The following is a 25,519-nucleotide window of genomic DNA, read 5'->3' on the forward strand; positions in this document are numbered from 1 at the left end:
TACGACAACACGCCGGACGGGGACGAGAATAGCGGCGTGGATCGTCCGACCGGGCCCCTCCGGGGCTCAGGGCCGGTGCGGCCCCGGTCTAAGGTGACCCGGAACCGAATGGGGGAGGGGCGCCATGTGCCCGAGCGGAGCCGTCACCCGCAGCACCCTGCGGCAGCAGATCGCGGACGCGCTGCGTGACGAAGTGCTCGCCGGGCGTCTGCTGCCGGGGCGGGAGTTCACCGTCAAGCAGATCGCCGAGCAGTACGGGGTGTCCGCGACGCCCGTTCGCGAGGCGCTGTTCGACCTGTCCGCGCAGGGCCTGCTCGAATCCGACCAGCACCGCGGATTCAGGGTGCACCAGTTCACGGTCGCGGACTACCGGGCGATGGTCGAGGCCCGCGCCCTGGTCATGGACGGGGTCATCCGGGACGTCTTCCACGAGCCGGTCGCGGAGCGACGTGCCGACTACCGGGACGCGCTCGTCTCCGTACGCCGCCGGGCCGAGGAGGCCGCCCGCGCGGCGCGCAGCGGTGACCTGGACATCCTCATCGGCTACGACCTGCGCTTCTGGCGCGAGCTCGGCGGGCTCATCGGCAACGGCTACATCAGCGACTTCCTGCACCGGCTGCGCGTCCAGGCTTGGGTGTTCGCCGTGCCGTACCTGCGGGGCGACGCCGATCTGCGGGACTGGCTGTGGAACGGCCACACCGAACTGGTCGCCGCCATCACGCACCGGGACCGCGAGGCCCTGCGAGCGGCGATAGACGGGTACAACGGCCATGCGCTGAGCTGGGCCGACCGCCTGGCCGGGCTCGGACCGTCCGCGGAGGAGGCCGAGGAGCGCGCCTGAGCCCCCGGGCACCGTCGCCGCCCCTCCGCACCACCGTCGCCGCCCCTCCGCGCCCCGGGCAGGTCGTGAGCGACCACTGTGCGCGCGCTCCCGGTCGCATTACGCTGTCCCGACCACCGCACGCCCCCGTTGGAGAGCGAGACTTCGTGGCCTGTGACCTGTGGCTTGTCCCCTCGTCGATGTGCTGTGCCACAGCCCCGACAACCCCTTCGCCGAAGAGATCGCCCTCTACGACAAAGCCCTGGGCAAGGCCGGACTGCCGCCCGTCCCCGTCTACGCCTACATGCCGGGACTGACCGGAGACGTCGCCCCGGTCGCGGGCTTCGACTACGACGCCCTGCACTTCCTCCGCCGCGCCTATCTGCTCCAGCTCAGCGGCCTCGCCGTCACGCCGGTCGGTGAGCTGGGCGGGGACTACGAGCAGTTGCTGGAGATGTTCGAGTCCACGGCCCGGCAGTCGCACCTGGTGTGGCACTTCGACCACGCGGGGGCGTACGTCCCCCTCGACTTCGAGGCGCCCGTCTCCACCGACGACCTGCTGGCAGCGGGCGGCCCGCTCGGTTCGGCGCACGGGCTGCTGCGCGAGCTGGAGTTCGTCGCCCCGTCCATCGGAATCGACCCGGCGAACCCGCCGGCCGCCCCCTGCCGCCCGCCGCCCCCACCGAACTGGAGGAACCGGCGACCTCCGTCCCGTACGACGACAACCCCTTCGCCCGGGAGCGCCACGTCTGGCTCGGCCTGCACGCCGCGGCCACCCGCAGCCTCGCTCAAGGATCGATGATCGTCTTCAGCTGACGCGGTCCCGGTGTCCCGCACCGGAGCCCCGCACCGTCCGGCGAACGGTCAGCGCGGGGACTCCGGCGGGCGCTGCCGGGGCATGTTCGGCCGGCCCATCGACTGGAGCGGGAAGCGTCCGGGCGCCGAGCCCGGTTCCGGGCGCCCGTTACCGGAGCCGCCGGAGACCAGGGCCTGCATCCCCAGCGGTGCGGGCCCGGCCCGGAACTCCACCATCCAGTCGGCGGTCTCCGACCGTACGAGCTCCGTGATGTCCTCGGAGAAGCGCCGCAGCACGCCCAGGCACCGCTCGGTCGCCTCGCTCGCCGTGCCCTCGGTGGGGCCGAGCACCTCCCGTACGCACTCCGACGCCCAGTCGAACCGGAGCACCTGAAGCCGGCGCTGCACGGCCTGCGCGGTCGCGAGGTTCCTTATCCAGCCCGAGGTCAGGCCGAAGTAGCGGTCGCACGCCATGCAAGCGGCACCGAGCAGCAGCGACAGATAGCCCCAGCCGGCCGCGCCGTGCAGCGCGCCCGTCAGGTCGAGCAGCGGCAGGGCGGCGCCCGCGACCGCTCCGGCGGCGGTGCCCATCCGCAGCGCCCTGGCGCCGCGCCGCTTCCACAGCCGGTCGTTCAGATACCAGTCGGCGGTGCGCAGCGCGTCCGCCTCCAGCCACCGGTAGAGCTCGTCCAGCCGCTGGGACGGCTCTCCCCAGTCCCCCAGCGGGAACGGCTCCCCGGTCAGGTCACGGGCCCGCCCCGCACGGTCCTCGGAGTCCGTACCGGAGGGAGCGGCCGCACCCGCCGGGCCGGACGTGCCGGACTTGCGGGGCGGCACTTCGGGCTGCATCTCCGGCTGACTCACCGGGGTACTCCTCTGCATGCTGCATAGCGACGCGTGCTCTCGACCGCGTACTCGACGACGGGGCGGATCTCTGCTCTGCTCCCGGTCCCTGGACGCGACGGGCAGTCCCCCATGCGTAACCATGCGTGACGAGGGGTAGGCGCGTGCGTGCCGGGACGCATGCCCTTCCTACCGCCGAATGGTGGGCCGTGGGGTCGAAATCGCGGTATTCCCGGGTGTGCACGGCCTCTGGTCAGGTATAGGAGTCCCGGCACCGCTCCCCGGATCTCACTCGAAAGAGTTGCTCCTCGGCGGGTGGGGCGCGCCGCCCGGCGACAACGTAGGCTCGGCGTACCGAAACAATTGTCGTCGAAATGCCTGGAGTGACCGTGATTCCCGGTGGTGGTCAGCCCAATATGCAGCAGCTGCTGCAGCAGGCCCAGAAGATGCAGCAGGAGCTCGCCCAGGCCCAGGAAGAGCTTGCCAGGACCGAGGTCGACGGTCAGGCGGGCGGCGGCCTGGTCAAGGCGACGGTCAACGGCTCGGGCGAGCTGCGCTCCCTGGTGATCGACCCGAAGGCGGTGGACCCGGAGGACACCGAGACCCTCGCGGACCTCGTCGTCGCGGCGGTCCAGGCGGCCAATGAGAACGCCCAGCAGCTCCAGCAGCAGAAGCTGGGTCCGCTCACCGAGGGCCTGGGCGGCGGCATGCCCGGCCTGCCGTTCTGACCGGCCGCATACCCAAGACCGTACGTACCCCCTACGGTACGTACCACGACTCAGCCGACTCAGTCAGGAAGGCGTTCCGTTGTACGAAGGCGTGGTTCAGGACCTCATCGACGAACTGGGCAGGCTGCCCGGCGTCGGTCCCAAGAGCGCGCAGCGGATCGCCTTCCATGTGCTGCAGGCGGAGCCCACGGACGTGCGGCGCCTGGCCCACGCCCTCCTCGAGGTCAAGGACAAGGTCCGCTTCTGCGCCGTCTGCGGCAATGTGGCGCAGCAGGAGGAGTGCGGGATCTGCCGCGACCAGCGGCGCGACCGGTCGGTCATCTGCGTGGTCGAGGAGCCCAAGGACGTCGTCGCGATCGAGCGGACCCGTGAGTTCCGGGGGCGCTACCACGTGCTGGGCGGGGCCATCAGCCCCATCGAGGGCGTCGGCCCGGACGACCTGCGCATCCGTGAGCTTCTTGCCCGCCTCGCCGACGGCTCCATCACCGAACTGATCCTGGCGACCGACCCCAACCTGGAGGGCGAGGCCACCGCGACGTATCTGGCGCGGATGGTCAAGCCGATGGGGCTGCGGGTCACCCGGCTCGCCAGCGGCCTGCCGGTGGGCGGCGACCTGGAGTACGCGGACGAGGTCACGCTCGGCCGGGCCTTCGAGGGGAGGCGGCTGCTCGATGTCTGACGGTCGCGTTTCCGCATCTCACGACGGCTTTACGTGCAGCGCGGTTATCTTCTACCCACCGTCTCCGACCGGTCACACGGGAGGTCTCCTCGATGTCTGACGCCACGTTGAACACCGTCACGCAGGACCCCGGCGATTTCGCGGTCCAGATCGCCGACCAGATCAAGACGTTCATCGTCGCGGTCACCGAGGTGTCCAGGGTCGAGGAGCCGGAAGAGGCCGTTCCGGTCCTGCTTCTCCAGGTCTCCCAGCTCCTGCTGGCCGGCGGCCGGCTCGGCGCGTACGAGGACATCGTCCCCGACGAGCGCTACGAGCCCGACCTCGGCGCCGAACCGGACGCGGACGGCCTGCGCGAGCGCTTCGCCGCCCTCCTGGAGCCGATCGACGTCTACTCCGAGGTCTTCGACCCGTACGAGCCCCGCAAGGCCCCGGTCGCGGCCCGCATCTCCGACGACCTGGCCGACCTCGTCACCGATCTGCGCCACGGCCTGGCCCACTACGAGGAGGACCGCACCACCGAGGCCCTGTGGTGGTGGCAGTTCTCCTACTTCTCCAACTGGGGCTCCACCGCTTCCGCCACCCTGCGCGCCCTCCAGTCCCTGATCGCCCACATCCGCCTCAATCAGCCCCTCCAGGAGCTGGACGGCCTGGACACCGACCAGGACGCCGGCGACGACGACCTCGCCGAGGAGGCGGGCCGCGTCATGTTCGAGGAGATCGCGGGCCCCCTGGGCCTGCGCCCGGCGAAGTAGGGATCGCGGGTGCCCCGGTCCGCGTGTGGGCTGGGCCACAAAAGGGAATGCGTACGTGTTCGGTGGGCAGCAGCGCGGTACGAGCGGCTCGGATGCGACGCGCCGATGATCACTTGGTGAGCGGGACATCTCACCATGTGGTATCAGCGGGGCGTTTCCGGGCTGCTCGTTAAACTGAGCCGACCGCAGTAATGGACTGAGCGAGGAGCGCACGTGGGCCTTGTCGTGCAGAAGTACGGAGGCTCCTCCGTAGCCGATGCCGAGGGCATCAAGCGCGTCGCCAAGCGAATCGTCGATGCCAAGAAGAACGGCAACCAGGTGGTTGTCGTGGTGTCCGCGATGGGCGACACGACGGACGAGTTGATCGATCTCGCCGAGCAGGTATCCCCGATACCGGCCGGGCGTGAGTTCGACATGCTGCTGACCGCGGGAGAGCGGATCTCCATGGCGCTGCTGGCCATGGCGATCAAAAACCTGGGCCACGAGGCCCAGTCGTTCACCGGCAGCCAGGCGGGCGTCATCACCGACTCGGTCCACAACAAAGCGCGCATCATCGATGTGACGCCGGGCCGTATCCGTACGGCGCTGGACGAGGGGAACATCGCGATCGTCGCGGGGTTCCAGGGTGTGTCCCAGGACAAGAAGGACATCACCACCCTCGGCCGCGGCGGGTCCGACACCACCGCCGTCGCGCTCGCGGCCGCGCTGGACGCCGAGGTCTGCGAGATCTACACCGACGTGGACGGCGTTTTCACCGCCGACCCGCGGGTCGTCAAGAAGGCCCGTAAGATCGACTGGATCTCCTTCGAGGACATGCTGGAGCTCGCCGCGTCCGGCTCCAAGGTGCTGCTGCACCGCTGCGTCGAGTACGCACGCCGATACAACATCCCGATCCACGTCCGCTCGTCCTTCTCCGGACTGCGCGGCACCTGGGTCAGCAACGAGCCGCAAGGGGACCAGAAGGTGGAGCACGCGATCATCTCCGGAGTCGCCCATGACGTCTCCGAGGCCAAGATCACCGTCGTCGGCGTGCCCGACAAGCCGGGCGAGGCCGCCGCGATCTTCCGGACGATCGCGAACGCCGAGGTCAACATCGACATGGTGGTGCAGAACGTCTCCGCCGCGTCGACCGGTCTGACGGACATCTCGTTCACGCTCCCGAAGGCCGAGGGCCGCAAGGCCATCGACGCCCTGGAGCGCAACCGCGGCGTGATCGGCTTCGACTCGCTGCGCTACGACGACCAGATCGCCAAGATCTCCCTGGTCGGCGCGGGTATGAAGACGAATCCCGGGGTCACCGCGGGCTTCTTCGAGGCGCTGTCCGACGCCGGCGTCAACATCGAGCTGATCTCGACCTCCGAGATCCGCATCTCGGTGGTCACCCGTGCCGACGACGTCAACGAGGCCGTGCGCGCCGTGCACACCGCCTTCGGACTCGACAGCGACTCCGACGAGGCCGTCGTGTACGGGGGCACCGGCCGATGACCGCACGCCGCCCTTCGCTCGCGGTCGTCGGTGCGACCGGGGCGATCGGTGGCGTCATGCTCCAGATCCTCTCGCAGCACGCGGACGTCTGGGGCGAGGTCAGACTCGTCGCCTCACCGCGCTCGGCCGGTCGCAAGCTGGTCGTACGCGGTGAGGAGAGCGAGGTCCTCGAACTCACCGAGGACGTCTTCGACGGCATCGACGTGGCACTTTTCCTGGTGCCCGCCGATGTCTCCGCACGCTGGGCCCCTCTCGCCGCGTCCAAGGGCGCCGTCGTCATCGACGACTCCGCCGCCTTCCGGACCGACGACGACGTTCCGCTCGTCGTGCCCGAGATCAACCCCCATGCCGCCCGGATGAGACCGCGCGGCATCGTGGCGAACCCGAACTGCACCACGCTGGCGCTGATCGTCGCGGTCGGCGCCCTGCACGCCGAGTTCGGTCTGCGCGAGCTCGTCGTCTCCTCGTACCAGGCCGTCAGCGGCGCCGGCCGCGACGGGGTCGCCGCCCTGCGCGAACAGCTGACGATGGTGGCCGGTACCGAACTCGGTACGAAACCGGGCGACGTGCGCCGCGTCGTGGGCGACACGCACGGCGGCCCGTTCGCCGCCCCGGTCGCGCTCAACGTCGTCCCGTGGGCCGGGACGGACGCCGGCGACGGCTGGTCGTCCGAGGAACTGGTCATTCGCGAGGAGTGCCGCAAGATCCTCGGCCTGCCGAGCCTGCGGGTGTCGGCGACCTGCGTGTACGTACCCGTCGTCGCCACACACTCGATGTCCGTGCACGCCCGCTTCGAGAACGAGGTCGCGGTCGACCGGGCCCACGAGATCCTGGCGACCGCTCCCGGGGTCGTGCTGTACGACAGCCCGGGCGCCGGCGACTTCCCCACCCCGTCCGACGTGGTCGGCACCGACCCGACCTGGGTCGGCCGGGTCCGGCGCTCGCTGGACGATCCGCAGGCGCTGGAACTCTTCGTCTGCGGCGACAACCTCCGCAAGGGGGCCGCGCTCAACGTGGCCCAGATCGCCGAATCCGTGGCCGCCGAGTTCCCCAGATCGTGACCGACCGCGATCACGAGGTCCGGATCGAACCTGTTTTGCACTTTCTGTGAACGGTCTGTGAGCAACTCGCTGGTCTGAACCTCTTGAGCTGGGCAGTCGCCGTGACAGACGATGACCTTTCGGTTCGTTGCAACCGCGGGTCGGGCGCCAGGCGTCTAAGCGGTCACTTCTTGCGCGGCGGGGCGCATGTGCGAGGCATCTGGGAAGAGCGGGTACGTATGAAGGCATATCGCAGGGCCTCAAACGCGGTGCCGTATGCGTACAACCCTGACGGGGGGAAGCGTGTCCAACTGGCGTGGCAGAGGTTCTCGATATCACAGTGGTGGGCCCCTTGCGCGGCGCTTCGGTGCGACCGCTCCGACGGGCCCGCGCAGCCGGTGGCATGCCGGTGATCGCGCCCATGCCCGCCGCGCGTCAGACGGGGCTGCCGGCCCAGCGCGAGGGTGCTGAAGAGAGCGTGGCAGCCGGAACCACCGTCGACCATCTCACCGAAACCTACCGCGCCCACTACCGTTCACTGCTCGGCCTCGCGGCCCTGCTGCTGGACGACACGGCGTCCTGCGAGGACGTCGTGCAGGAGGCGTTCATCCGCGTGCACTCCGCGCGCAACCGGGTCCGCGAGCCCGAGAAGACTCTCGCGTATCTGCGCCAGACCGTCGTCAACCTCTCCCGTTCGGCGCTGCGCCGCCGCATCCTCGGGCTGAAGCTCCTCTCCAAGCCGATGCCGGACATGGCGAGCGCGGAGGAGGGGGCGTACGACCAGCTGGAGCGGGACGCGCTGATCAAGGCGATGCGCGGTCTGCAGAGGCGCCAGCGCGAGGTGCTGGTCCTGCGCTACTTCGCGGACATGACCGAGGCTCAGGTCGCCGAGACGCTGGGGATATCCCTGGGCTCGGTGAAGGCGTACGGGTCACGCGGCATCGCGGCCCTGCGCGTGGTGATGGAGGCGCAGGTATGAGCCGGCGCGGTGACCACCACGATCACGACCATGAACAGGACCCGCGGCCGGGGGTCGTAACGGATACCGGCGCGGTCCCTCGCGCGGGTTCCCGCTGGACCGGACTGGGAACGGAACTGTGAACCACGGGCCGGAGAACGCTCCGCACGCGGACCGCGACGGCGAGACCCAGGGCCTCGTGGCCCCGGCCGGCCTGTTCGGCGGAGGAGGCCCGTCCGGCGGGGGCCTGCCCTTCCGCGACGAAGGCGACGACGGTGCCGAGGACGCACTGCGCCGCATGATGCACGGTGTCGTGCAGGGCCTGGAGCCGAGCGAGGGCAGCCTCGACCGGCTCCAGCGCGCGGTGCCCGCCCGGCGGGCCCGTCGGCGCCAAGCCCTGGTCGGCGCCGCCGCTGCGGCACTGCTCATCGGCACCGCGATCCCGGCGTTCGTGCACGTCGCCAACTCGGACGGCTCCAGCACGGCCAGCCCCGCCATCGCCGGCCACGGCGAGCAGGCACAGGGCGGCAACGGTGACGACTCCGGCGCGGACACCGGCAACGGCGGTGGCGGCGAGAACGGTGGCGGCCACCCGAACGGCGGCCAGGGGCTCCCTGCGAGCACCACGCCTCCGTCCGACAGCAGCACCCAGGGCCAGGACGGCGACCCGGCCGGTCCGTCCGCCGATCCCGCCAGAAGCGCGGTGGACGTCATGCGTCCGTGCGATCCGGCGCAGCTAGGCGTGAAGTCGGCCAGTACGGGCGCGGCGGGTGCCGACGGCACGGTGTACGGGGCCTTCCGCATCGCCAACGTCTCCGGCGAGAACTGCGCGGTGAGCAGCGGCGGCACCGTGGGCTTCGAGGCGATGGGCGCGGCCGATCCGAGCCGGATCGAGGTCGTCCGGCACACCGTGGGCGACCCCGCGTCCGGTCTGCCCGACCCCGCCACCGAGGAGGCCGTCGTCCTGCTGAAGCCGGACGCGGTCTACGAGGTGCAGTTCGCCTGGGTTCCGAAGGACACCTGCCCGTCCACCGGTGGCTCTCCCTCCCCGACGCCGACGGACGGCGCGGCGGGAGCCGGCAGCGGCGGTTCGGCCGGGGCCGCGGCGGGCGGCGACACCGGAGAGACCGAGACGGGTACGGAGACACAGTTCGGCTCCGACGGCGGCACCCCCGCCCAGGGCAGTATCTCGGTGCAGCACACCCCGGAGCCGGGGGCTCCGGTTGCCGCTGCGAAGATCGACAACGCCTGCGCGGGAACGATCTACCGGACGGGCGTCCTGGAACCGTCGTCGTAGGAGCTGCTACGGGGCACCCGGCGGGCCGGGCCGTCGGGCCGCCCGCTCATGCCCCGGAGCGGACCTCGGCGTCGGGGACGGCCTCCTGCTCGGGGGCCGTCGGGGAGGCGGCCTCCGCCTCCGGGACCAGCCCGAGCCGTACGTCCCGGGCGGCCTCGGCCTCGCGTCGGAGCAGCCGGAACCACATGAAGACCACGAACCCGGCGAAGACGAACCACTCACCGGTGTAGCCGAGGTTCTGGAACGCCTTGAGGTCGAGCCCGCCGCCCTCCGGCGCGGCGGCCGGCACCGGCCGCAGCGCGGTCGCCTCGGTGCCGCCCGCCTTGCTCGTACCGTTCGCCGGGAGCGTCACCCAGGCGTCGTACACGTCGTACGGCACCAGGTTGACGAGCGATGCCGCGCTGATCATGCCGACCTGGCCGTCCGGCAGCCCGCCCGTCGCGCCGACCCCCGCGGTGCCCGCGTTCTCCGATGCCTGGAGGTCGCCGGTCACCGTGACCCGGCCGGACGGTGCGGGCGGTACCCGGGTCTGTCCGGGCTTCCCGGGCAGCCAGCCGCGTACCACCGGCAGGGCCTTGCCGCTGTCGGTCCGCAGCATGTCCAGGACGTAGAAGCCCTTCCGGTCGTCCAGCTCACGGCCGGGCACCAGGAAGCGGTCGGCGTACCGCCCGGTCGCGGTGGCCGGCCGGCCGGAGGTCTCGGTGTCGACGGGCAGCAGCTCATTGAGCGGTTCGGCGGCCCGGGTGCCGGGCGCCGGCTGCTTCTCGGTGGCCTCGTGCGTGTGCACGCGGTCCTCGAAGCGGCCGAGCTGCCAGGTGCCCATGAACACGCAGAACGGGATCGCCAGCACGACGAAGAGGTTGATCCCCCACCATCGCGGGGTCAGCAGGAACCGGTACACCCCTCCACGGTACGGTCCCCGCTCCGGCCGGCCGGAGCGGGGGCACCCGGAAAGCCTCCTTTTATTCGGCCCCTACGCGTCGCCTCCCGGTGCCGTCTCGTCCGGGCCGGTGGGGTCCCCGGGCCCCGCCGGCGACACCCCGGACAGGTGTCGGCGGGCGAAGTCGAGCTCCAGCCGGACCTGCTTGATCCGCTCCTCCACGACGAGTGAGCCATGCCCCGCGTCGTACCGGTAGACCTCGTGCACGGCGTCCCGGTCCTTCAGCCGGTCCACGTAGTTCTCCACCTGGCGGATCGGGCAGCGCGGGTCGTTGACCCCGGCGGAGATGTAGACCGGGGCGCGCACGGCGTCCACGTACGTCAGCGGCGACGACGCCTCGAACCGTTCGGGCACCTCTTCCGGCGTCCCGCCCAGCAGCGTGCGGTCCATCGCCTTCAGGGCCTCCATCTCGTCGTGGTACGCCGTGACATAGTCCGCCACGGGCACCGCGGCCAGCCCGAGGGCCCAGTCGCCTGGCTGCGTACCGAGGCCGAGCAGTGTGAGATAGCCGCCCCAGGAGCCGCCGGCCAGGACGAGCTTCGCCGGGTCCGCGAGGCCGGACTTCACCGCCCACTCCCGCACCGCCGCGATGTCCTCCAGCTCGATCAGCCCGACCCGGTGCTTGAGCGCGTCCGTCCACGCCCGCCCGTAGCCGGTCGAGCCGCGGTAGTTGACCCGGACGACCGCGTAGCCGTGGTCGACCCAGGCCGCGGGGCCGGCCGCGAAGGCGTCGCTGTCGTGCCAGGTGGGACCGCCGTGGATCTCGAAGACCGTCGGGAACGGCCCCTCGGCGGGGGCCGCCGGACGCTGCACGAGCGCGTGGATCCGGCCGCCGGTCCCGTCCACCCAGACGTCCTCGACGGGCACCGAGGCCGGGGCCTTGGCGCCGGGCGGGTCGAGCACCACCGCGCCGGTCGTGGAGCGGACGACGGGCGGCTCGGCCGCCGACGACCACAGGTATTCGACGGTCCCGTCCGGGCGGGCCGTGGCGCCCGAGACCGTGCCGGTCGGCGTCTCCACCCGGACCGGCTTGCCGTCGGCCGCGACGGGCTCGTACCGCCAGAGCTCGCTGCGGGCCTCGAAGCCGTGCTCGATGAGCAGCGCGGAGCCGTCCGGATACCACTCGGCGCCCACATCGCCCGACAGGTCGATGGCCAGGTCCGTCTCCGTGCCCGCCACAGGGTCCCAGATCATCGGCTCCCAGCGCCCGCGCCTCTGGTGTCCGACCAGCAGCCGGGTGTCCCCGTCGACCGGCGCGAAGCCGAGGACCGCGAGGCCCAGCTCCTTCGTGCCGCCCTCGGTGTCGTCCAGCTCCGCGACCGTCGTCCCGTCCGGCCGGACCACGCGCAGCGCGGAGTGCATCGCGTCCCCGTGCTCGGTGTGCTCCAGGGCGATCAGCGTCCCGTCGTGCGACAGGTCGCCCACTCCGGCCGACTCGCGGTGCCGGTAGATCTCCACGGGGGCCGCGTCCGGCCGTACGACGTGGACCGTCGTGCCGTCCTCGTCCGTCGAACGGCCGATCACCGCCGTGCCGTCCCGACCGATCGCGAGCCCGGCCGGGTAGGACGGCGCGAGACCGGGGGCGGCCGGCGCGGATTCGATCTCCGCCCCGCCGTGGAACGGCCGGCGCATCCACACCCCGAACTCGTCCCCGTCGGTGTCGTCGAACCACCACACGGACTCGCCGTCCGGCGTCAGCACGCCGTCCGTCGTCCCGTTCGGCCGGTCGGTCACCTGACGCTGTTCGCCGGTCGCCCGGTCCCATGTGTACAGCTCATAGGTCCCCGTCGCGTTGGAGACGAACAACGCGCGGTCCGGCGCGTCCTCGGCCCACTCGGGCAGCGACACCCGGGGAGCGCGGAAGCGCTGCTCCCACAGCGGGACGGATGCGGTCGTCGGCGAAGCAGTGGCCTCAGTCATGACCCCATTCTGCGCAGAACCCCCGACAATCCGTTCGCTTCGTCCGCAGCCTGTGGATAACCTCGCGCACATGTCCACCGCTCCGATACCGCCCGACTGGCGCGAGGCCAACCGCAGGATGTGGGATGAACGTGTGCCCATCCACGCCGGCAGTGACTTCTACGACCTCGACGCCTTCCGCGCCGGGAAGGACGCCCTGCGGCCCTTCGAGCTGGCCGAGGTCGGTGATGTGACAGGCTGGTCGCTGCTGCACCTGCAGTGCCACATCGGACTGGACACGCTCTCCTGGGCGCGGCACGGCGCTGCGCAGGTCGTCGGCCTCGACTTCTCGGAACCGGCCGTCGAGACCGCCCGCGCCCTCGCCGAGGACCTGGGGCTCGGCCCCGACCGCGCGGCCTTCGTCGCCGCTGATGTGTACGACGCGGCCCAGGCCGTACCGGACTCGTCGTACGACATTGTCTACACGGGCGTCGGCGCGCTGAACTGGCTGCCCGACATCGACCGCTGGGCCGAGACGGCCGCCTCGCTGGTGGCGCCCGGTGGCTTCCTCTACCTCGCGGAGTTCCATCCGCTCACGGACTGCCTGGACGACGAGACGGGTTCGCGGATCGTGCACGACTACTTCAGCCGTGAGGCATGGGTGGACGAGACGCCGGGTACGTATGCGGACTTCGATGCGCCGACCGTCCACAACCGGAGCGTCGAGTGGCAGCATCCGGTGGGCAGCGTGGTGTCCGCGCTGGCTGCCGCCGGCCTGCGGATCGAATTCCTGCACGAGCACGACGTGTCGCTCTTCGCGCGTTTCCCGGTACTGAAACGCGGAGGGGACGACTTCTTCCGCTTCCCGCCGGACCGTCCGCGCATCCCGCTGATGTACTCCCTCAAGGCCACCCGCCCGGCGGCCTGACGAGGAGCGGCGCCCCGATTGTCCACCGGGGCGCCGCTCCGGTGTTACGCCGCCGAGCGGAACGCCGGCAGGTAACCGCCGGACTGGCCCTCGGGCTTGGGGTGGTACGAGTTGTAGACGGGGATCGAGACGCTGTGCAGCCACGGGTCTCCGGAGCACAACTCGTGCCCGGTGAACTCGTCGGCGACTCCGGAGAAGGTGAACCCGGCGTTCGCCGCCTGCTTGGCGATGACGCCGTTCAGCACGTCGGACGCGTTGTTGATGGCCGTACGCGCCTTGTCGGACAGGCCGACGACGCAGCTCCCGCCGATCTTGTAGAAGCGCGGGTAGCCCAGCACCACGACATGGGCCTGCGGGGCCTTGGAGTGGATGGAGGCGTACAGCGAACTCAGGGACGACGGCAGGGTGTTGTTCATCTTTCCCACGGCCGTGTTCACGCCCGAGATGCAGGCGGACTCGCCGGACAGCACGCAGTCCTGCATGACATCGGCGAACCCGACGTCATTGCCGCCCGCGGTGACGCTCACCAGCGAGGTGGACGAGCTGAGCGCCCCGAGCTGGCCACTGGCCACGGTGCTCGTGGTAGCGCCCGAGCAGGCGACGAAGGTGAACGAGGACGGCGAGTTCGCCGCCGCCCAGAGGTACGGGTAGGCCTTGGTGCTGCGCCGGCAGTCACCGCTGTCGGGCAGGTAACTTCCCGCGCCGACACCGGACGAGTACGAATCGCCCAGGGCGACATACCCGCCGACGGCGGCCGAGGAGGACGCCGAAGCCGGCTGGGCGATCCCCAGAGCGGCAGCGGCGGCGAGGAGCAGAGTGGAAGCGGACGCCCAGAATCTCCGTACTGACATGGCTGTCAGGGGGGTGGGTGGGGGGTTGAGTGAGCGGTCCCTGTTGTAGCAGCTCCCGGTACCAGTCGGTAATAGCTCTGCGAGAACCTGCCTGAATTGCCCGAATGATCGGTCGGTAGGCGTAGCTCCGCGCGTAGATAAACCCACAACTCCCCCTGAAATAAAGGTTCTAGTGCGATTACTCCGACGCTTCGCAGGGGTGCCTCTTCGGAGCTCCGCGCCCGGGGCGGTGCCCGCCCGGCTTGGAACGTGCCGCGTCATCGCTTCCTCGGCATTCATCAGATCGGGCGAAGCGGAGCCCCGACCGTAGCTCGAACTGCCGATGGCGATTACTCTCGGTGACATTCAATGAGATGTGACCACGGACTGTCGGAGATCGGGGGACCGCTCGTCATGGACGCCATCCTTCGCGCCACGGGCCTGGAGTTGCGCTACGGCTCACAACGCGCCGTGGACGACGTGGACTTCGCGCTGAGCGCCGGTGAGGTGTGTGCGATTACCGGCAGCAGCGGATCGGGGAAGTCCTCACTCCTCCACTGCTTGGCGGGTGTCGTGGCGCCCACTCGCGGTGACGTGTACTTCGGGGGGTGCGATTCCGGAGCCTCGGCGACGACGAGCTGAGCGCGGTGCGCCGGGAGCGGTTCGGGTTCGTCTTCCAGTACGGGGAACTGCTCCCGGAGCTGACCGTCGAGGAGAACGCCGCCCTTCCACTGCGGCTGGCCGGACGGCGCAAGGCGGCTGCGCACGAGGTGGCGGGGCAGGTGCTCGGCCGGCTGGGTCTCGCGGAGCTGAGGGAGCGCAGGACTTCGCAGATCTCGGGGGGCCAGAGCCAACGGGTCGCGGTGGCAAGAGCGCTGGTCCACCGCCCCGCCGTGGTCTTCGCGGACGAGCCGACGGGCGCCCTCGACAGCGCCAACGCCGATGCGGTGCTGGAGGAGTTCTTGGATCTGGCGCGCTCCCAGGACACCGCCGTGATCATAGTGACGCACGATGCGTCGGTGGCCGCCCGGGCCGACACCCGCTACACGATGGCCGACGGGGCCCTGACCCGGCTGGCAGTGGTGTGAAGGCGCGTCCCCCGGTCAGCCTTCTGATCGGGATCAGACTCTTGCGCGGTGCCGGCCGGGCCGGCCTGGCGCGTTTCCTCCTGATGTCCCTGGGCTGCGCGATGGGCGTCGCCTGCCTCGCCGCCGTGCTGACGATCCCCGCGATCCTGTCGGCGCACGACAGCCGGGCCGCAGCCCGCGAACCTCAGCCGGTGACCGGGGCCCTGCATACCCGGTCCGCGGATGACACCGTCTTCCTGACACGCCAGGATCCCTACGGTTCGCAGCCGTTCACCCGGATCTTCGTCGGGCGCCCGGCCGGCGCCCACCTGCCTCCGCCCCCGGGCATCGACCATCTGCCAGGTGCCGGTGAGGTGCTCGTCTCGCCACGCCTGCGCGAGGTCCTGGCCGCCCAGCCCGGCCTCGCCGGACTCCTTCCCGGTCGGGTCGCCGGCACGATCGGTCCGGCGGGGCTCACCGGGCCCGACGAGTTGTACGCGTACATCGGCCGGGCCCCCGGCCAACTGCCCGCATCCGCACGCCCGCTGGCCGGGTTCGGCTCGAAGTGGGCGCCGACTCCCGCTGTGGACTCCTCGACCCTCGACATCCTGCGCTTCGCCCTCGTCTGCCTCGTGCTGCTGCCCCTGGCCGTGTTCCTGTCCGTCTGCGCCAGACTCTCCGCCGAGGCCCGGGCGCGCAGACTGGCCGCGCTGCGCCTGCTCGGACTCAGCGTGAAGGACACCTTGCGCGTCAACGCCGTGGAGACGGTGGCCGCAGCCCTCCTGGGCGCGGGGCTCGGCGTCGGCGTATACGCGTTGGCCAACGAGGTCCTGGCGGAGGTCGGGCTGCCAGGGCTCCAGTGGTATCCGCCCGACGGACGGCCCACCACGACCGTCCTGGCCGTTTGCCTGATCGGCTGTCCCGGTCTCGCGTGGTTCGTCGGACGCCACCGTGCCCGTGAGGCCGCGACCCGCCCGCTCCAGGTACGGAGAGGGGCCCGGCCGCGTCCTCCCAAGAAGTACGGGCTCCTGCTTCTTCTGCCGGGTCTGGGCGTCGTCTGCGGCTACTGCGTCCTCGGTGTCCTGGGCCACGATCCCTCCGAGGGCCCGGCCAATGCCGTCTTCGTCCCCGTCGGTGTCCTGCTGACGGGGGCCGGCCTCGTGCTGGCGCTCGCGCCGGTCACGGCCTGGCTCGCCCGCCGACTCGCCGGCACCACCCAGTCGTTGCCCATGGCCCTCGCCATGCGCCGGAACGAGGTCGAGCCCAGTAGCTCACTGCGCGTCGTCACCGGCCTGGTCCTTCTCGTCTACGCCGCGTCCCTCGCTCAGGGGCTCCTGGTCGAGCTGGCCCATATCAGCCGGCCCACCTCCTCCACGCAGGAGTACGCGCTTCCCCTTGGCGACCTGAGTGAGAGCCGGCGGATCCGGATGGGGCAGGTCGAAGGCGTGAAGGGGCAGGCTGTCGCGATGAGTTCCTGGGTTCCGGATGCCGGATCCTCCGAGCCCCGCATCACCGCCGTGGTCGCCGACTGCGCCCAGCTCGCAGCGTTCAGCGCGGTGCCACCCCGAGGCTGCGTGGACGGCAGAGTCCAACGCCTCACCGATCCCGAGGTGGCCGAGGATCCGGCCGTCAGGCCCGGCCGCAGCTACCCGTTCCTACTGAGCGCCGGTGGACGAGCCGGCGATACGGAGAAGTTCCGCGTAACGCTGCCGCGCGACGCCCTCGTCATCCAGGCGCACCAGCCCTCGGCCTTTGTCGGCGCCGACGTGCTCATCCCGCCCTCCGCGCTGCCCGCCGGGAGACAGCCCGCGACGGGCAGCTTCCTCCTGCTGTCGGACTCGGCCCCGGACACCGTACGGGCGGTGCTCGACGGCCTCGGAACTCTCGCGCCCACCGCGGAGGTGGAGGCGGTGGGCGTCAATGTGGAGGCGCTTCAACAGATCACCGTGGTCAAGAGCCTCCTCGCGGCCGGAATGGTCCTCGGCCGCGCCATCGGCGTCGCCGCCTTCGCGGTGTCCGCCGCGGACCGCGCGATGGAGCGCCGAGGCCGGCTCGCCATGCTGAACCTTCTGGGGGCTCGCCCTCTGACCGTCCGCGCGGCCCAGTGCATCCAGGTCCTGCTCCCGCTCGCCGTCGGCCTCGTGGGTGCCCTGGTCGCAGGCCGCCTGGCCGAGTCCAGCTACCTGATCACCGGGGGCGGCACCGTCCACTGGGACGCCGAGGGGCTCCCGCTCCTCGTGGCCTGCACCGTCGGCATCCTGCTCACAGCAGCCCTGGCCTCTCTGCCACTCACCCGGCGCCACGTCGAGATCCAGCACATCCGCCGCGACTGACGGAGGCCACGCGGCGTCGTCCGTCATCGCCCCGGAAACCACTCAGGGGCCTGATCCGATTTCTCGGATCAGGCCCCTGACCTGGTCTTACGGCTGTCGGGGTGGCGGGATTTGAACCCACGACCTCTTCGTCCCGAACGAAGCGCGCTGCCAAGCTGCGCTACACCCCGATCGCCGCCGGTCTCCCGGCGACATCGACAACTCTAGCCCACCGGCGCCCGGAGACGAAATCCGGTTTTTGTCGTGATCGGCGGGGGCGGCCCGGTCAGGCGTCCCGGGGCGTCAGGGTGAGCAGGGTCGCCTCCGGGGGCAGGCCACGCGGACCGGGGCGTAGCGGCTCGTACCGCAGCCCGCGGAGACGTGGAGGTAGGCGCGGTTGCCGCCGGAGTAGTGGGTGGAGAGGCCCTTCACGCGGTCCGTGTCCAGGTCGCAGTTGGTGACCAGAGCGCCGTAGAACGGGATGCAGACCTGGCCGCCGTGGGTGTGACCGGCGAGGATCAGGGGGTAACCGTCCGTCGTGAACGCGTCCAGCGAGCGCAGGTACGGGGCGTGGACCACGCCGATCGACAGGTCGGCACCCGTCTCGGGGCCGCCGGCCACCTCGGCGTAGCGGTCGCGCTTGATGTGCGGGTCGTCCAGGCCGGTGAAGGCCAGCTCCAGGCCGTCCAGCTTGAGGCGCCCGCGGGTGTTGGAGAGGTCGAGCCAGCCCGCCTCGTCGAAGGCGTCCCGCATCGGCTCCCACGGGTTGTGGACGACTCCGGTCGCCGGGGCGTTGCCGTTGAGGCCGTGCTTGCCCGACGCCTTCTCGAAGAGATAGCGGACCGGGTTGCGCAGCTTGGGGCCGTAGTAGTCGTTGGAGCCGAACACATACACGCCCGGGAACTCCATCAGCGGGCCGAGCGCGTCCAGCAGCTCCGGCACGGCCTCGGGGTCCGAGAGGTTGTCGCCCGTGTTCACCACGAAGTCGGGGCGCAAACCCGCCAGGGACTGGAGCCAGGCCCGCTTCTTGCGCTGTCCGCTGACCATGTGCACGTCCGAGACCTGGAGGACGCGCAACGGGCGCGCCCCGCTCGGAAGCACCGGGACCGTGACCCTGCGCAGGCGGAACGAGCGGACCTCGAAGCCTGCCGCGTAGGCGAGACCGGCGGCGCCGGCCGCGGCGGTGACCGCCGTGATTTTCAGGGGTACTCCGTAGCGTGCGCGCATGCGCCCATCGTCGCAGACTCCGTGCGCCCGCAGGAAAACAGGCGGGCGCCGAGCGCCCCGCACCTGCCACAATCACCTCATGACCACGCTCAAGTCCAAGCTCAAGGAAGACCTCACCACGGCCATGAAGGCGCGTGACGAGCTGACCTCGTCCACGCTCCGGCTGACCCTCACCGCGATCACGAAGGAAGAGGTCGGCGGCAAGACCGCCCGCGAACTCTCCGACGACGAGGTGCAGAAGGTGATCGCCAAGGAGGCGAAGAAGCGCCGTGAGGCCGCCGATGCCTTCGCCAAGGGCGGCCGGACCGAGCAGGCCGAGCGGGAGAAGAAGGAGGGCGCGATCCTCGAGGCGTACCTTCCGCAGCAGCTGAGCGACGAGGAGCTGACCGCGATCGTGGCCTCCGCCGTCGACGAGGCGAAGGCCGCCGGGGCCGAGGGACCGCGCGCGATGGGCGCCGTCATGAAGATCGTCAACCCGAAGGTCGCGGGGCGCGCCGAGGGCGGCCGGGTGGCCGCCACGGTGAAGAAGCTCCTCGCGGGCTGAGCGAAGGCCGAACCGGCCGCGTACGTACGAGGGCGGGGCGCCCCGGATGATCCGGAGCGCCCCGCCCTCGTATGCGTAACGGCCGGTCAGGGGCCGTTCGTACCGCCGTCGTTCTGTCCGCGGCCGTGGCCGTTGTTCCCGCCGAGGACGTCCGGCGGGATGCTGATGCCGGGGAACGGGTTGTTGTCGCCGCCGGGCTTGTTGTCGCCCGGCTTCTTCTTGTCCCCGCCCTTGTTCTTGTCCTTGTCCTCCTTCTCCTTCGCCCGCGGTACGTCGACCGGGTTGAAGGAAGGGGTCTCGGACGGGCTGAGGGATCCGGTCATCGCCGTCTTCCAGATCGGACCGGGGAGGCAGCCACCGCATACGTCGTCGTAGTACTGGCCACCGATGGTGATGTTGCTCATCGGGACCTGCTTGGCGCCGTCGCTGCCGACCCACACCGCCGTGGACAGGTTCGGTGTGTAGCCGACGAACCAGGCGTTGATGCGCTCGTCGGTGGTACCCGTCTTGCCCGCGTTGTCCCGGTCGCTCAGACCGGCCTGCTGGCCGGTGCCGTCCGCGACGACGCCCTTGAGCATCTGGTTGATGGTGTCGGCCGTGTGTTCGCTCATCGCACGGTCGCACTTCGACTTCGGTACGTCGATGGGTTTGCCGTCGGGCTTGGTGACCCCGAGGATCGCGACCGGCGAGCAGTACGTACCGCGGTTGGCGAAGGTCGCGTAGACCGAGGCCATCGCCAGCGGGGTCGATTCCTGACCGCCCAGTGTGGTGGAAGCCACCTGCTGCAGCGGCTTGTTGTTGCCGCGGATGTAGCCGACCTTCTCGGCCATCGACAGCGTCTCGCAGAGGCCGGCCTTCTGCTCGAGCTTCGCGAAGTAGGTGTTGATCGACTTGCCCAGGGCGCTGGTCATGTCGAACATGCCCTTCTCGGTCTCCAGCTCGTTCGACACCTCCCACGGCCGGGTGTCCGCAGGCTGGTTCTCGCAGGTGTGGAAGCTCTCACCGGGCAGCGTGATCTTGTGGTCCGTGGTGAAGCTCTGCGCCGGGCTGATGCCCTTCTCCAGCGCCGCCGCCGCGGTGATCGGCTTGAACGTCGACCCGACCTGGAAGCCGGCGTAGCTGCCGCCCATCGCGTGGTCGACGGAGAGGTTCAGCATGGTCTGGTGCTGGGAAGGGTCGAGACCGTACGGGCGCGACTGGGCCATCGCCAGGATCCGCCCGGTGCCCGGCTGGACCTGGACGACCGCGTCCGCGACCTTGTCGTCCTTGTTGACCCGCGAGACGGCGGCCTCGTTGGACGCGGCCTGCGACCTCGGGTCCAGGGTCGTCTTGATGGTCAGACCGCCGGTCGCCCAGAGCTTGGCGCGGTCCTTGGCGGTCTTGCCGAAGGCCGGGTCGCTCTTGACGATCTTCGAGACGTAGTCGCAGAAGAACCCGGCGCCGCTCACGGCGGTGATGCAGCCGTTCTGCGGTCGCTTGACCTTCAGCTTGATCGGCGTCTTCTTGGCCTTGTCCGCCTCTTCCTGCGAGACCTTGCCGATGTCCGCCATCCGCTGGAGCACGGTGTTGCGGCGCTTGGTCGCTTCCTCCGTGTCGTTGATGGGGTCGTAGCGGCTGGGCGACTGCACGATCCCGGCCAGCAGCGCCGCCTCCTCCAGCTTCAGGTCCTTCGCCGACTTGGAGAAGTAGCGCTGGGAAGCCGCCTCGACGCCGTATGCCTGCTGCCCGAAGAAGGTGATGTTGAGGTAGTTCTCCAGGATCTTCCGCTTGCCGAGCTCTTCCTCGACCTGGATCGCGTACTTCAGCTCCTGGACCTTGCGGCCCAGCGTCTGCTGGGTGGCCTCGGCGACCTTGGCCGGGTCGTCGCCGGCCTCCTCCACGAAGACGTTCTTCACGTACTGCTGGGTGAGGGTCGACGCGCCCTCCGCCGTACCGCCCGCCTGCACGTTGCGGTTCAGCGCGCGCAGGATGCCCTTGAGGTCGACCGCGCCGTGCTCGTAGAAGCGGGCGTCCTCGATCGCGATGATCGCGTTCTGCATGTACGGGGAGATGCTGGTGAGCGGCACCACCGTGCGGTCGCGCGAGTAGACCGTGGCGATCAGGCCGCCCTTGCTGTCGAGGATCTTGCTGCGCTGGCTCAGCGGCGGGGTCTTCAGGTTGGCCGGGATCTCGTCGAACCCGTCGACCGTCCCCTTGGCCGCGAGGCCCAGTGCTCCGGCCGCCGGCAGCGCGATGCCCGCCAGGACGACTCCGGAGAGTGCGGCGACACCGAGGAACTTGGCGGCCTGCTGGGTCGTGGTGAGACCCCCGCCCGAGCGCTTCTTTGGCATGGGGGCAGCCTAATCCGTAGATATGAGTGATCCGTGGGACCGGGGGCCTCTCGGAGCGTTCGCGTACCGGACCGTGACATTCGGAACCGGCGTGGGTGCCGCGCCGCGGCCGCTGGACCTGGTGGCATGGTGACGCGAGGGGGCTACGTTGCCATTCGCCGGACACACGGATATGCCTTGGCCTAAGCTGCTCTCAACTGTCACAGCAGTCCGGTTCCGTATCAACCCCCGTGCACGATCCGGCCACACACCCGGCGCTCCCGAATTCGCCCCGTGTGTCACCGAACGTCCGATGTGGTTCTGGCAGACTGTCCCGATTCTGGCGGGATAGTCCCGCATGTCCTCACCTCACTCCCCTGGGTGATCTGCCGTATACGCATAGTCCGTTCGGGCCATTCAAGATTGGGCCCGAAGGGGGTGTTGTGCTGTCGCCACCTTCCGTAACGTCCTCAACTGGCAGCGGTGAATATGCCGCTGCCGCCGTGGGGGAGCCTCGATTCGGGAGAGGACGGCGCCGGGATGGGCTGGGTAACCGACTGGAGTGCGCAGGCAGCCTGCCGCACTACTGATCCGGATGAACTGTTCGTACAAGGGGCAGCGCAGAACAGGGCCAAGGCGGTGTGCACCGGATGCCCGGTGCGGACCGAATGCCTGGCCGACGCGCTGGACAACCGCGTCGAATTCGGCGTGTGGGGTGGGATGACCGAGCGGGAGCGCCGCGCGCTGCTGCGCAGACGGCCGACCGTGACGTCCTGGCGCCGGCTGCTGGAAACGGCCCGCAGCGAGTACGAGCGCGCCTCGGGCATCCTGCCCGTCGCGATCGGGCTGGAGGACAGCGAAGAGCTGCACGAGACGTTCGCCGCCGTCGGCTAGCCCCGGCGGTCCGTACGTTGTACGGCTTACGAGGGGCTAGGCGCCGCCGTCCGGTGCGGAACCGGTCGCGAGGCGGTCCCCGATGGCGCGCAGGCCCGAGAGGTCATGGACGTCTCCGGGCAGCGCGGCCACGGCGGTCACGGCCACCTCGGGGTGCAGCGCGGTGAAGCGGTCGCGTGTGTCCTGTTCGCGCGCGACCACCTGCATCCGCTCGGCATGCAGACGGAGCAGGCCCGCGGTCAGTTCTTCGGTTGTGACGGCTGCCGTGCCGGGACTGGGATCGGATTCCGGGAGTGCGTGCCCGTCCGTGGGGGAGTCGGCGGGCTCACGAAGTCCAGCTTTCCCGGCTGCCTGATCCACAATGCCGTCGGTTTCAAGATTTTCTGCTTCAAGTTTCTCCGCGCCGGCCAGCGCCTGCTCGGCGGAGAGCCGCGCCGCTCCGCTGCCGTGGACCCGGTTGAGCACCAGCCCCGCGAGCGGCATGTCCTCCGCGGCCAGGCGCTCCACGAAGTACGCCGCCTCGCGCAGGGCGTCCCGCTCCGGAGTAGCGACGACGAGAAAGGCCGTACCGGGTGCCTGGAGGAGTTTGTACGTGGCATCCGCGCGGGTACGGAAGCCGCCGAACATGGTGTCCATCGCGGCGACGAACGTCTGCACGTCACGCAGGAACTGACCGCCCAGCAGCTTGCCCAGCGTCCCGGTCATCATCGACATGCCCACGTTGAGGAACTTCATCCCCGCGCGGCCGCCCATCTTCGCGGGCGCCATCAGCAGCTTGATGAACTTCCCGTCCAGGAACGACCCCAAACGCTTCGGGGCGTCCAGGAAGTCCAGCGCGGAACGCGACGGCGGCGTGTCCACGACGATCAGGTCCCACTCGTCCCGCGCCCGGAGCTGCCCCAGCTTCTCCATCGCCATGTACTCCTGCGTGCCCGCGAAGCCGGCGGACAGGGACTGGTAGAAGGGGTTCTCCAGGATCGCGCGGGCCCGTTCGCCGTCCGCGTGCGCCTCGACGATCTCGTCGAAGGTCCGCTTCATGTCGAGCATCATGGCGTGCAGCTCCCCGGAGCCATCGATGCCCTTCACCCGGCGCGGGACGTTGTCCAGCGAGTCGATGCCCATGGACTGGGCGAGCCGGCGGGCCGGGTCGATGGTCAGGACGACGACCTTGCGCCCGCGCTCCGCCGCCCGCACCCCGAGCGCCGCGGCGGTGGTCGTCTTGCCGACGCCCCCGGAACCGCAGCAGACGATGATCCGGATGCCCGGATCGTCGATCAGGGCGTCGGTGTCCAGAACCCGTACGGCTTCCGCGCGTGCACCGCCGTCCGCCCCCGCCTTCGTGCGCGCTGTCATGAACCCGCCCCTCGTCCGGCTCCCGCTTGCCCCGCACCCTGTTCCCGGAGCGCGGCCGCCAGGTGGTCGAGCCCGGCCCGGTCCACCCCCTCGCCGATCAGCGGCAGCTCGTACCCCGGCAGACCGAGCCCGGCCAGCACGGTGCGCTGCTCACGCTCCAGCGCGACCCGCTGGGTGTGCTCGGCGGCCTGCTCGACCAGCGGGCGTACGAGCCCCGCCGCGCCGGTCACGCCCGCCCGCGTCAGCGTCTTGGCGATCTCCTTGCGCCGTCCGCCCACCGCGGCGCGCAGCGCGTCCCCGTCCAGCAGCTGCGGGCGCACCATGTTCACGATGACCCGGCCCACCGGCAGCTCGGCGGCGCGCAGTTCCGCGATGCCGTCCGCGGTCTCCTGGATCGGCATCTCCTCCAGCAGCGTCACCAGGTGCACCGCGGTCTCCGGGGACTTCAGCACCCGCATCACGGCCTGCGCCTGATTGTGTATCGGGCCGATCCGGGCGAGCCCGGCCACCTCGTCGTTCACGTTGAGGAAGCGGGTGATGCGGCCGGTCGGCGGGGCGTCCATGATCACGTAGTCGTAGACGAACCGGTTCTGCCGGTCCTTGCGGCGGACCGCCTCGCACGCCTTGCCCGTCAGCAGGACGTCCCGCACCCCGGGCGCGATGGTGGTGGCGAAGTCGATCGCTCCGAGCTTCTTGAGCGCCCGGCCCGCGCTGCCGAGCTTGTAGAACATCTGGAGGTAGTCGAGGAGCGCCAGCTCCGCGTCGATCGCGAGCGCGTAGACCTCGCCGCCGCCCGGGGCGACGGCGATCCTGCGCTCCTCGTAGGGGAGGGAATCCGCCTCGAAGAGCTGGGCGATGCCCTGTCTGCCCTCGACCTCCACGAGGAGGGTGCGCCTGCCCTCGGCCGCGAGGGCGAGCGCGAGGGCGGCGGCGACCGTGGTCTTACCGGTACCGCCCTTGCCGCTGACGACCTGGAACCTGCTCACGTATTCGAGCCTAACCAGTCGCACCGCAGGCTACGCACGAGGCTGCGCGTGCCCCGGATTGCGCAGGCATTACAGTCGGGCCATGACCAAGTGGGAATACGCGACCGTGCCCCTTCTCGTGCACGCGACCAAGCAGATTCTGGACACCTGGGGCGAGGACGGCTGGGAGCTGGTCCAGGTCGTTCCCGGCCCGAACAACCCCGAGCAGCTCGTGGCGTACCTGAAGCGGGAGAAGCAGTAGTGGCGGGCACCGTCGAGGCGAAGCTCGCCGAGCTCGGTCTGCCGCTGCCGGCCGTCGTGCCGCCGCTGGCCTCGTACCAGCCGGCCGTGCAGTCCGGGGTGTACGTGTACACCTCCGGTCAGCTGCCCATGGTCGACGGCAAGCTGGCCGTGACCGGCAAGGTCGGCGCCGAGGTCACGCCCGACGAGGCCAAGGAACTCGCGAAGACCTGCGCGCTGAACGCCCTCGCCGCCGTGAAGTCGGTCGCGGGCGACCTGGACCGGATCGCGCGGGTCGTGAAGGTCGTCGGCTTCGTCGCCTCGGCCACCGACTTCACCGGCCAGCCCAGTGTGATCAACGGTGCGAGCGAGCTGCTGGGCGAGGTCCTCGGGGACAAGGGTGTGCACGCACGCAGCGCCGTGGGCGTCGCCGTGCTGCCGCTGGACGCGCCGGTCGAGGTCGAGATCCAGGTCGAGCTGACCGGGGCCTGATCCGTACCGTCTCCGCCTCTGATCCCGTCCGGCCGTGAGGACCGGGCGGGATCTTGTGTGTACGCGCCATGTACGGATCCGGGGACCTCTCGAACATCGACGCGGTTCCGGATAGCCTCCGG

Annotated in this window: 21 protein-coding genes, 1 tRNA gene and 3 pseudogenes; 16 read left to right on the forward strand and 9 right to left on the reverse strand. The window is 70.5% G+C overall.

All coding sequences use genetic code 11. The features are described from left to right. Nucleotides 1-124: 124 nt before the first annotated feature. Both NEH16_RS16960 and NEH16_RS16965 read left to right on the forward strand, forming a co-directional pair. On the forward strand, nucleotides 125-841 hold the full coding sequence (locus tag NEH16_RS16960) for a GntR family transcriptional regulator (protein ID WP_073966459.1): 717 nt from the start codon (nucleotides 125-127) through the stop codon (nucleotides 839-841). A gap of 146 nt (nucleotides 842-987) precedes the next feature. Continuing rightward, nucleotides 988-1,636: pseudogene (locus NEH16_RS16965) on the forward strand (hypothetical protein). Between the two features lie 48 nt (nucleotides 1,637-1,684). On the opposite strand, the gene NEH16_RS16970 reads toward NEH16_RS16965, so the two are convergent. After that, nucleotides 1,685-2,464 carry an SLATT domain-containing protein gene (locus tag NEH16_RS16970; protein WP_073966457.1) on the reverse strand — a complete coding sequence of 260 codons (780 nt, stop codon included), beginning with the start codon at nucleotides 2,462-2,464 and terminating at the stop codon, nucleotides 1,685-1,687. Nucleotides 2,465-2,847: 383 nt separating this feature from the next. On the opposite strand from NEH16_RS16970, the gene NEH16_RS16975 reads away from it, so the two are divergent. The 7 genes from NEH16_RS16975 (at nucleotide 2,848) to NEH16_RS17005 (ending at nucleotide 9,397) form a co-directional block, all read left to right on the forward strand. Further along, complete coding sequence (locus NEH16_RS16975) at nucleotides 2,848-3,186, forward strand: YbaB/EbfC family nucleoid-associated protein (protein ID WP_265547225.1); 339 nt, start codon at nucleotides 2,848-2,850, stop codon at nucleotides 3,184-3,186. Nucleotides 3,187-3,265: 79 nt separating this feature from the next. Next, nucleotides 3,266-3,865 carry a recombination mediator RecR gene (gene recR, locus NEH16_RS16980; protein ID WP_018514171.1) on the forward strand — a complete coding sequence of 200 codons (600 nt, stop codon included), beginning with the start codon at nucleotides 3,266-3,268 and terminating at the stop codon, nucleotides 3,863-3,865. A 92-nt stretch (nucleotides 3,866-3,957) separates the two neighbouring features. Continuing rightward, nucleotides 3,958-4,617 (forward strand): DUF5063 domain-containing protein, encoded by a 660-nt coding sequence (locus NEH16_RS16985; protein ID WP_073966455.1) that lies wholly within the window; start codon nucleotides 3,958-3,960, stop codon nucleotides 4,615-4,617. Between the two features lie 213 nt (nucleotides 4,618-4,830). Then, nucleotides 4,831-6,102 (forward strand): aspartate kinase, encoded by a 1,272-nt coding sequence (locus NEH16_RS16990; RefSeq protein WP_018102119.1) that lies wholly within the window; start codon nucleotides 4,831-4,833, stop codon nucleotides 6,100-6,102. After that, the gene (locus NEH16_RS16995) at nucleotides 6,099-7,163 is read left to right on the forward strand and encodes an aspartate-semialdehyde dehydrogenase (RefSeq protein ID WP_073966454.1); all 1,065 of its coding nucleotides are present in this window, start codon (nucleotides 6,099-6,101) and stop codon (nucleotides 7,161-7,163) included. Before NEH16_RS16990 ends, NEH16_RS16995 begins: the two co-directional genes overlap by 4 nt. A gap of 382 nt (nucleotides 7,164-7,545) precedes the next feature. Then, entirely contained in the window at nucleotides 7,546-8,121 is a 576-nt protein-coding gene (locus NEH16_RS17000) for a SigE family RNA polymerase sigma factor (RefSeq protein ID WP_018102121.1), read from the forward strand. A gap of 118 nt (nucleotides 8,122-8,239) precedes the next feature. Further along, complete coding sequence (locus NEH16_RS17005; RefSeq protein WP_265543352.1) at nucleotides 8,240-9,397, forward strand: hypothetical protein; 1,158 nt, start codon at nucleotides 8,240-8,242, stop codon at nucleotides 9,395-9,397. A gap of 46 nt (nucleotides 9,398-9,443) precedes the next feature. Here the strand turns inward: NEH16_RS17005 and NEH16_RS17010 are convergent, their stop codons facing one another. Continuing rightward, the gene (locus NEH16_RS17010; RefSeq protein WP_265543353.1) at nucleotides 9,444-10,298 is read right to left on the reverse strand and encodes an SURF1 family protein; all 855 of its coding nucleotides are present in this window, start codon (nucleotides 10,296-10,298) and stop codon (nucleotides 9,444-9,446) included. A gap of 72 nt (nucleotides 10,299-10,370) precedes the next feature. After that, a complete protein-coding gene (locus NEH16_RS17015; RefSeq protein WP_265543355.1) occupies nucleotides 10,371-12,257 on the reverse strand; it encodes a S9 family peptidase in 1,887 nt (628 codons plus the stop codon). Nucleotides 12,258-12,327: 70 nt separating this feature from the next. Here NEH16_RS17015 and NEH16_RS17020 point away from each other — a divergent pair, with 70 nt between their 5' ends. Next, nucleotides 12,328-13,164, forward strand: coding sequence for a class I SAM-dependent methyltransferase (locus tag NEH16_RS17020; RefSeq protein ID WP_265543357.1), 837 nt, complete (start codon nucleotides 12,328-12,330; stop codon nucleotides 13,162-13,164). A 44-nt stretch (nucleotides 13,165-13,208) separates the two neighbouring features. On the opposite strand, the gene NEH16_RS17025 is transcribed toward NEH16_RS17020, so the two are convergent. Further along, nucleotides 13,209-14,015, reverse strand: coding sequence for an SGNH/GDSL hydrolase family protein (locus NEH16_RS17025; RefSeq protein ID WP_265543360.1), 807 nt, complete (start codon nucleotides 14,013-14,015; stop codon nucleotides 13,209-13,211). Nucleotides 14,016-14,408: 393 nt separating this feature from the next. On the opposite strand from NEH16_RS17025, the pseudogene NEH16_RS17030 reads away from it, so the two are divergent. Beyond that, nucleotides 14,409-15,082: pseudogene (locus NEH16_RS17030) on the forward strand (ABC transporter ATP-binding protein). Further along, complete coding sequence (locus tag NEH16_RS17035; protein WP_265543363.1) at nucleotides 15,079-17,394, forward strand: FtsX-like permease family protein; 2,316 nt, start codon at nucleotides 15,079-15,081, stop codon at nucleotides 17,392-17,394. The pseudogene NEH16_RS17030 and the gene NEH16_RS17035 overlap by 4 nt, the downstream one beginning before the upstream one ends. Before the next feature lie 96 nt (nucleotides 17,395-17,490). Here the strand turns inward: NEH16_RS17035 and NEH16_RS17040 are convergent. Further along, nucleotides 17,491-17,564, reverse strand: a tRNA-Pro gene (locus NEH16_RS17040). A gap of 95 nt (nucleotides 17,565-17,659) precedes the next feature. After that, a pseudogene (locus NEH16_RS17045) lies at nucleotides 17,660-18,600 on the reverse strand (metallophosphoesterase). Between the two features lie 79 nt (nucleotides 18,601-18,679). Here NEH16_RS17045 and NEH16_RS17050 point away from each other — a divergent pair. Then, nucleotides 18,680-19,144 (forward strand): GatB/YqeY domain-containing protein, encoded by a 465-nt coding sequence (locus tag NEH16_RS17050; RefSeq protein WP_265543364.1) that lies wholly within the window; start codon nucleotides 18,680-18,682, stop codon nucleotides 19,142-19,144. Between the two features lie 86 nt (nucleotides 19,145-19,230). Here the strand turns inward: NEH16_RS17050 and NEH16_RS17055 are convergent, their stop codons facing one another. Continuing rightward, on the reverse strand, nucleotides 19,231-21,474 hold the full coding sequence (locus NEH16_RS17055; RefSeq protein WP_265543366.1) for a transglycosylase domain-containing protein: 2,244 nt from the start codon (nucleotides 21,472-21,474) through the stop codon (nucleotides 19,231-19,233). A 519-nt stretch (nucleotides 21,475-21,993) separates the two neighbouring features. Here NEH16_RS17055 and NEH16_RS17060 point away from each other — a divergent pair. After that, nucleotides 21,994-22,347, forward strand: a complete 354-nt coding sequence (locus NEH16_RS17060) for a WhiB family transcriptional regulator (protein ID WP_199879120.1) — start codon at nucleotides 21,994-21,996, stop codon at nucleotides 22,345-22,347. A gap of 36 nt (nucleotides 22,348-22,383) precedes the next feature. Here the strand turns inward: NEH16_RS17060 and NEH16_RS17065 are convergent, their stop codons facing one another. Together NEH16_RS17065 and NEH16_RS17070 are read right to left on the reverse strand one after the other, a co-directional pair. Continuing rightward, nucleotides 22,384-23,700 carry an ArsA family ATPase gene (locus NEH16_RS17065; protein WP_265543368.1) on the reverse strand — a complete coding sequence of 439 codons (1,317 nt, stop codon included), beginning with the start codon at nucleotides 23,698-23,700 and terminating at the stop codon, nucleotides 22,384-22,386. Further along, nucleotides 23,697-24,686: an ArsA family ATPase gene (locus NEH16_RS17070; protein ID WP_308286010.1), complete on the reverse strand. Its 990-nt coding sequence runs from the start codon at nucleotides 24,684-24,686 to the stop codon at nucleotides 23,697-23,699. Before NEH16_RS17070 ends, NEH16_RS17065 begins: the two co-directional genes overlap by 4 nt. 82 nt (nucleotides 24,687-24,768) lie before the next feature. Between NEH16_RS17070 and NEH16_RS17075 the strand changes: the two genes are divergently transcribed. Beyond that, entirely contained in the window at nucleotides 24,769-24,927 is a 159-nt protein-coding gene (locus NEH16_RS17075; protein ID WP_003991873.1) for a DUF4177 domain-containing protein, read from the forward strand. Further along, nucleotides 24,927-25,397 (forward strand): RidA family protein, encoded by a 471-nt coding sequence (locus NEH16_RS17080; RefSeq protein ID WP_265543372.1) that lies wholly within the window; start codon nucleotides 24,927-24,929, stop codon nucleotides 25,395-25,397. Before NEH16_RS17075 ends, NEH16_RS17080 begins: the two co-directional genes overlap by 1 nt. Nucleotides 25,398-25,519: the final 122 nt, after the last annotated feature.

The sequence above is a fragment of the Streptomyces drozdowiczii genome, assembly GCF_026167665.1.
In the GTDB taxonomy this organism is placed as follows: Bacteria; Actinomycetota; Actinomycetes; order Streptomycetales; family Streptomycetaceae; genus Streptomyces; species Streptomyces drozdowiczii_A.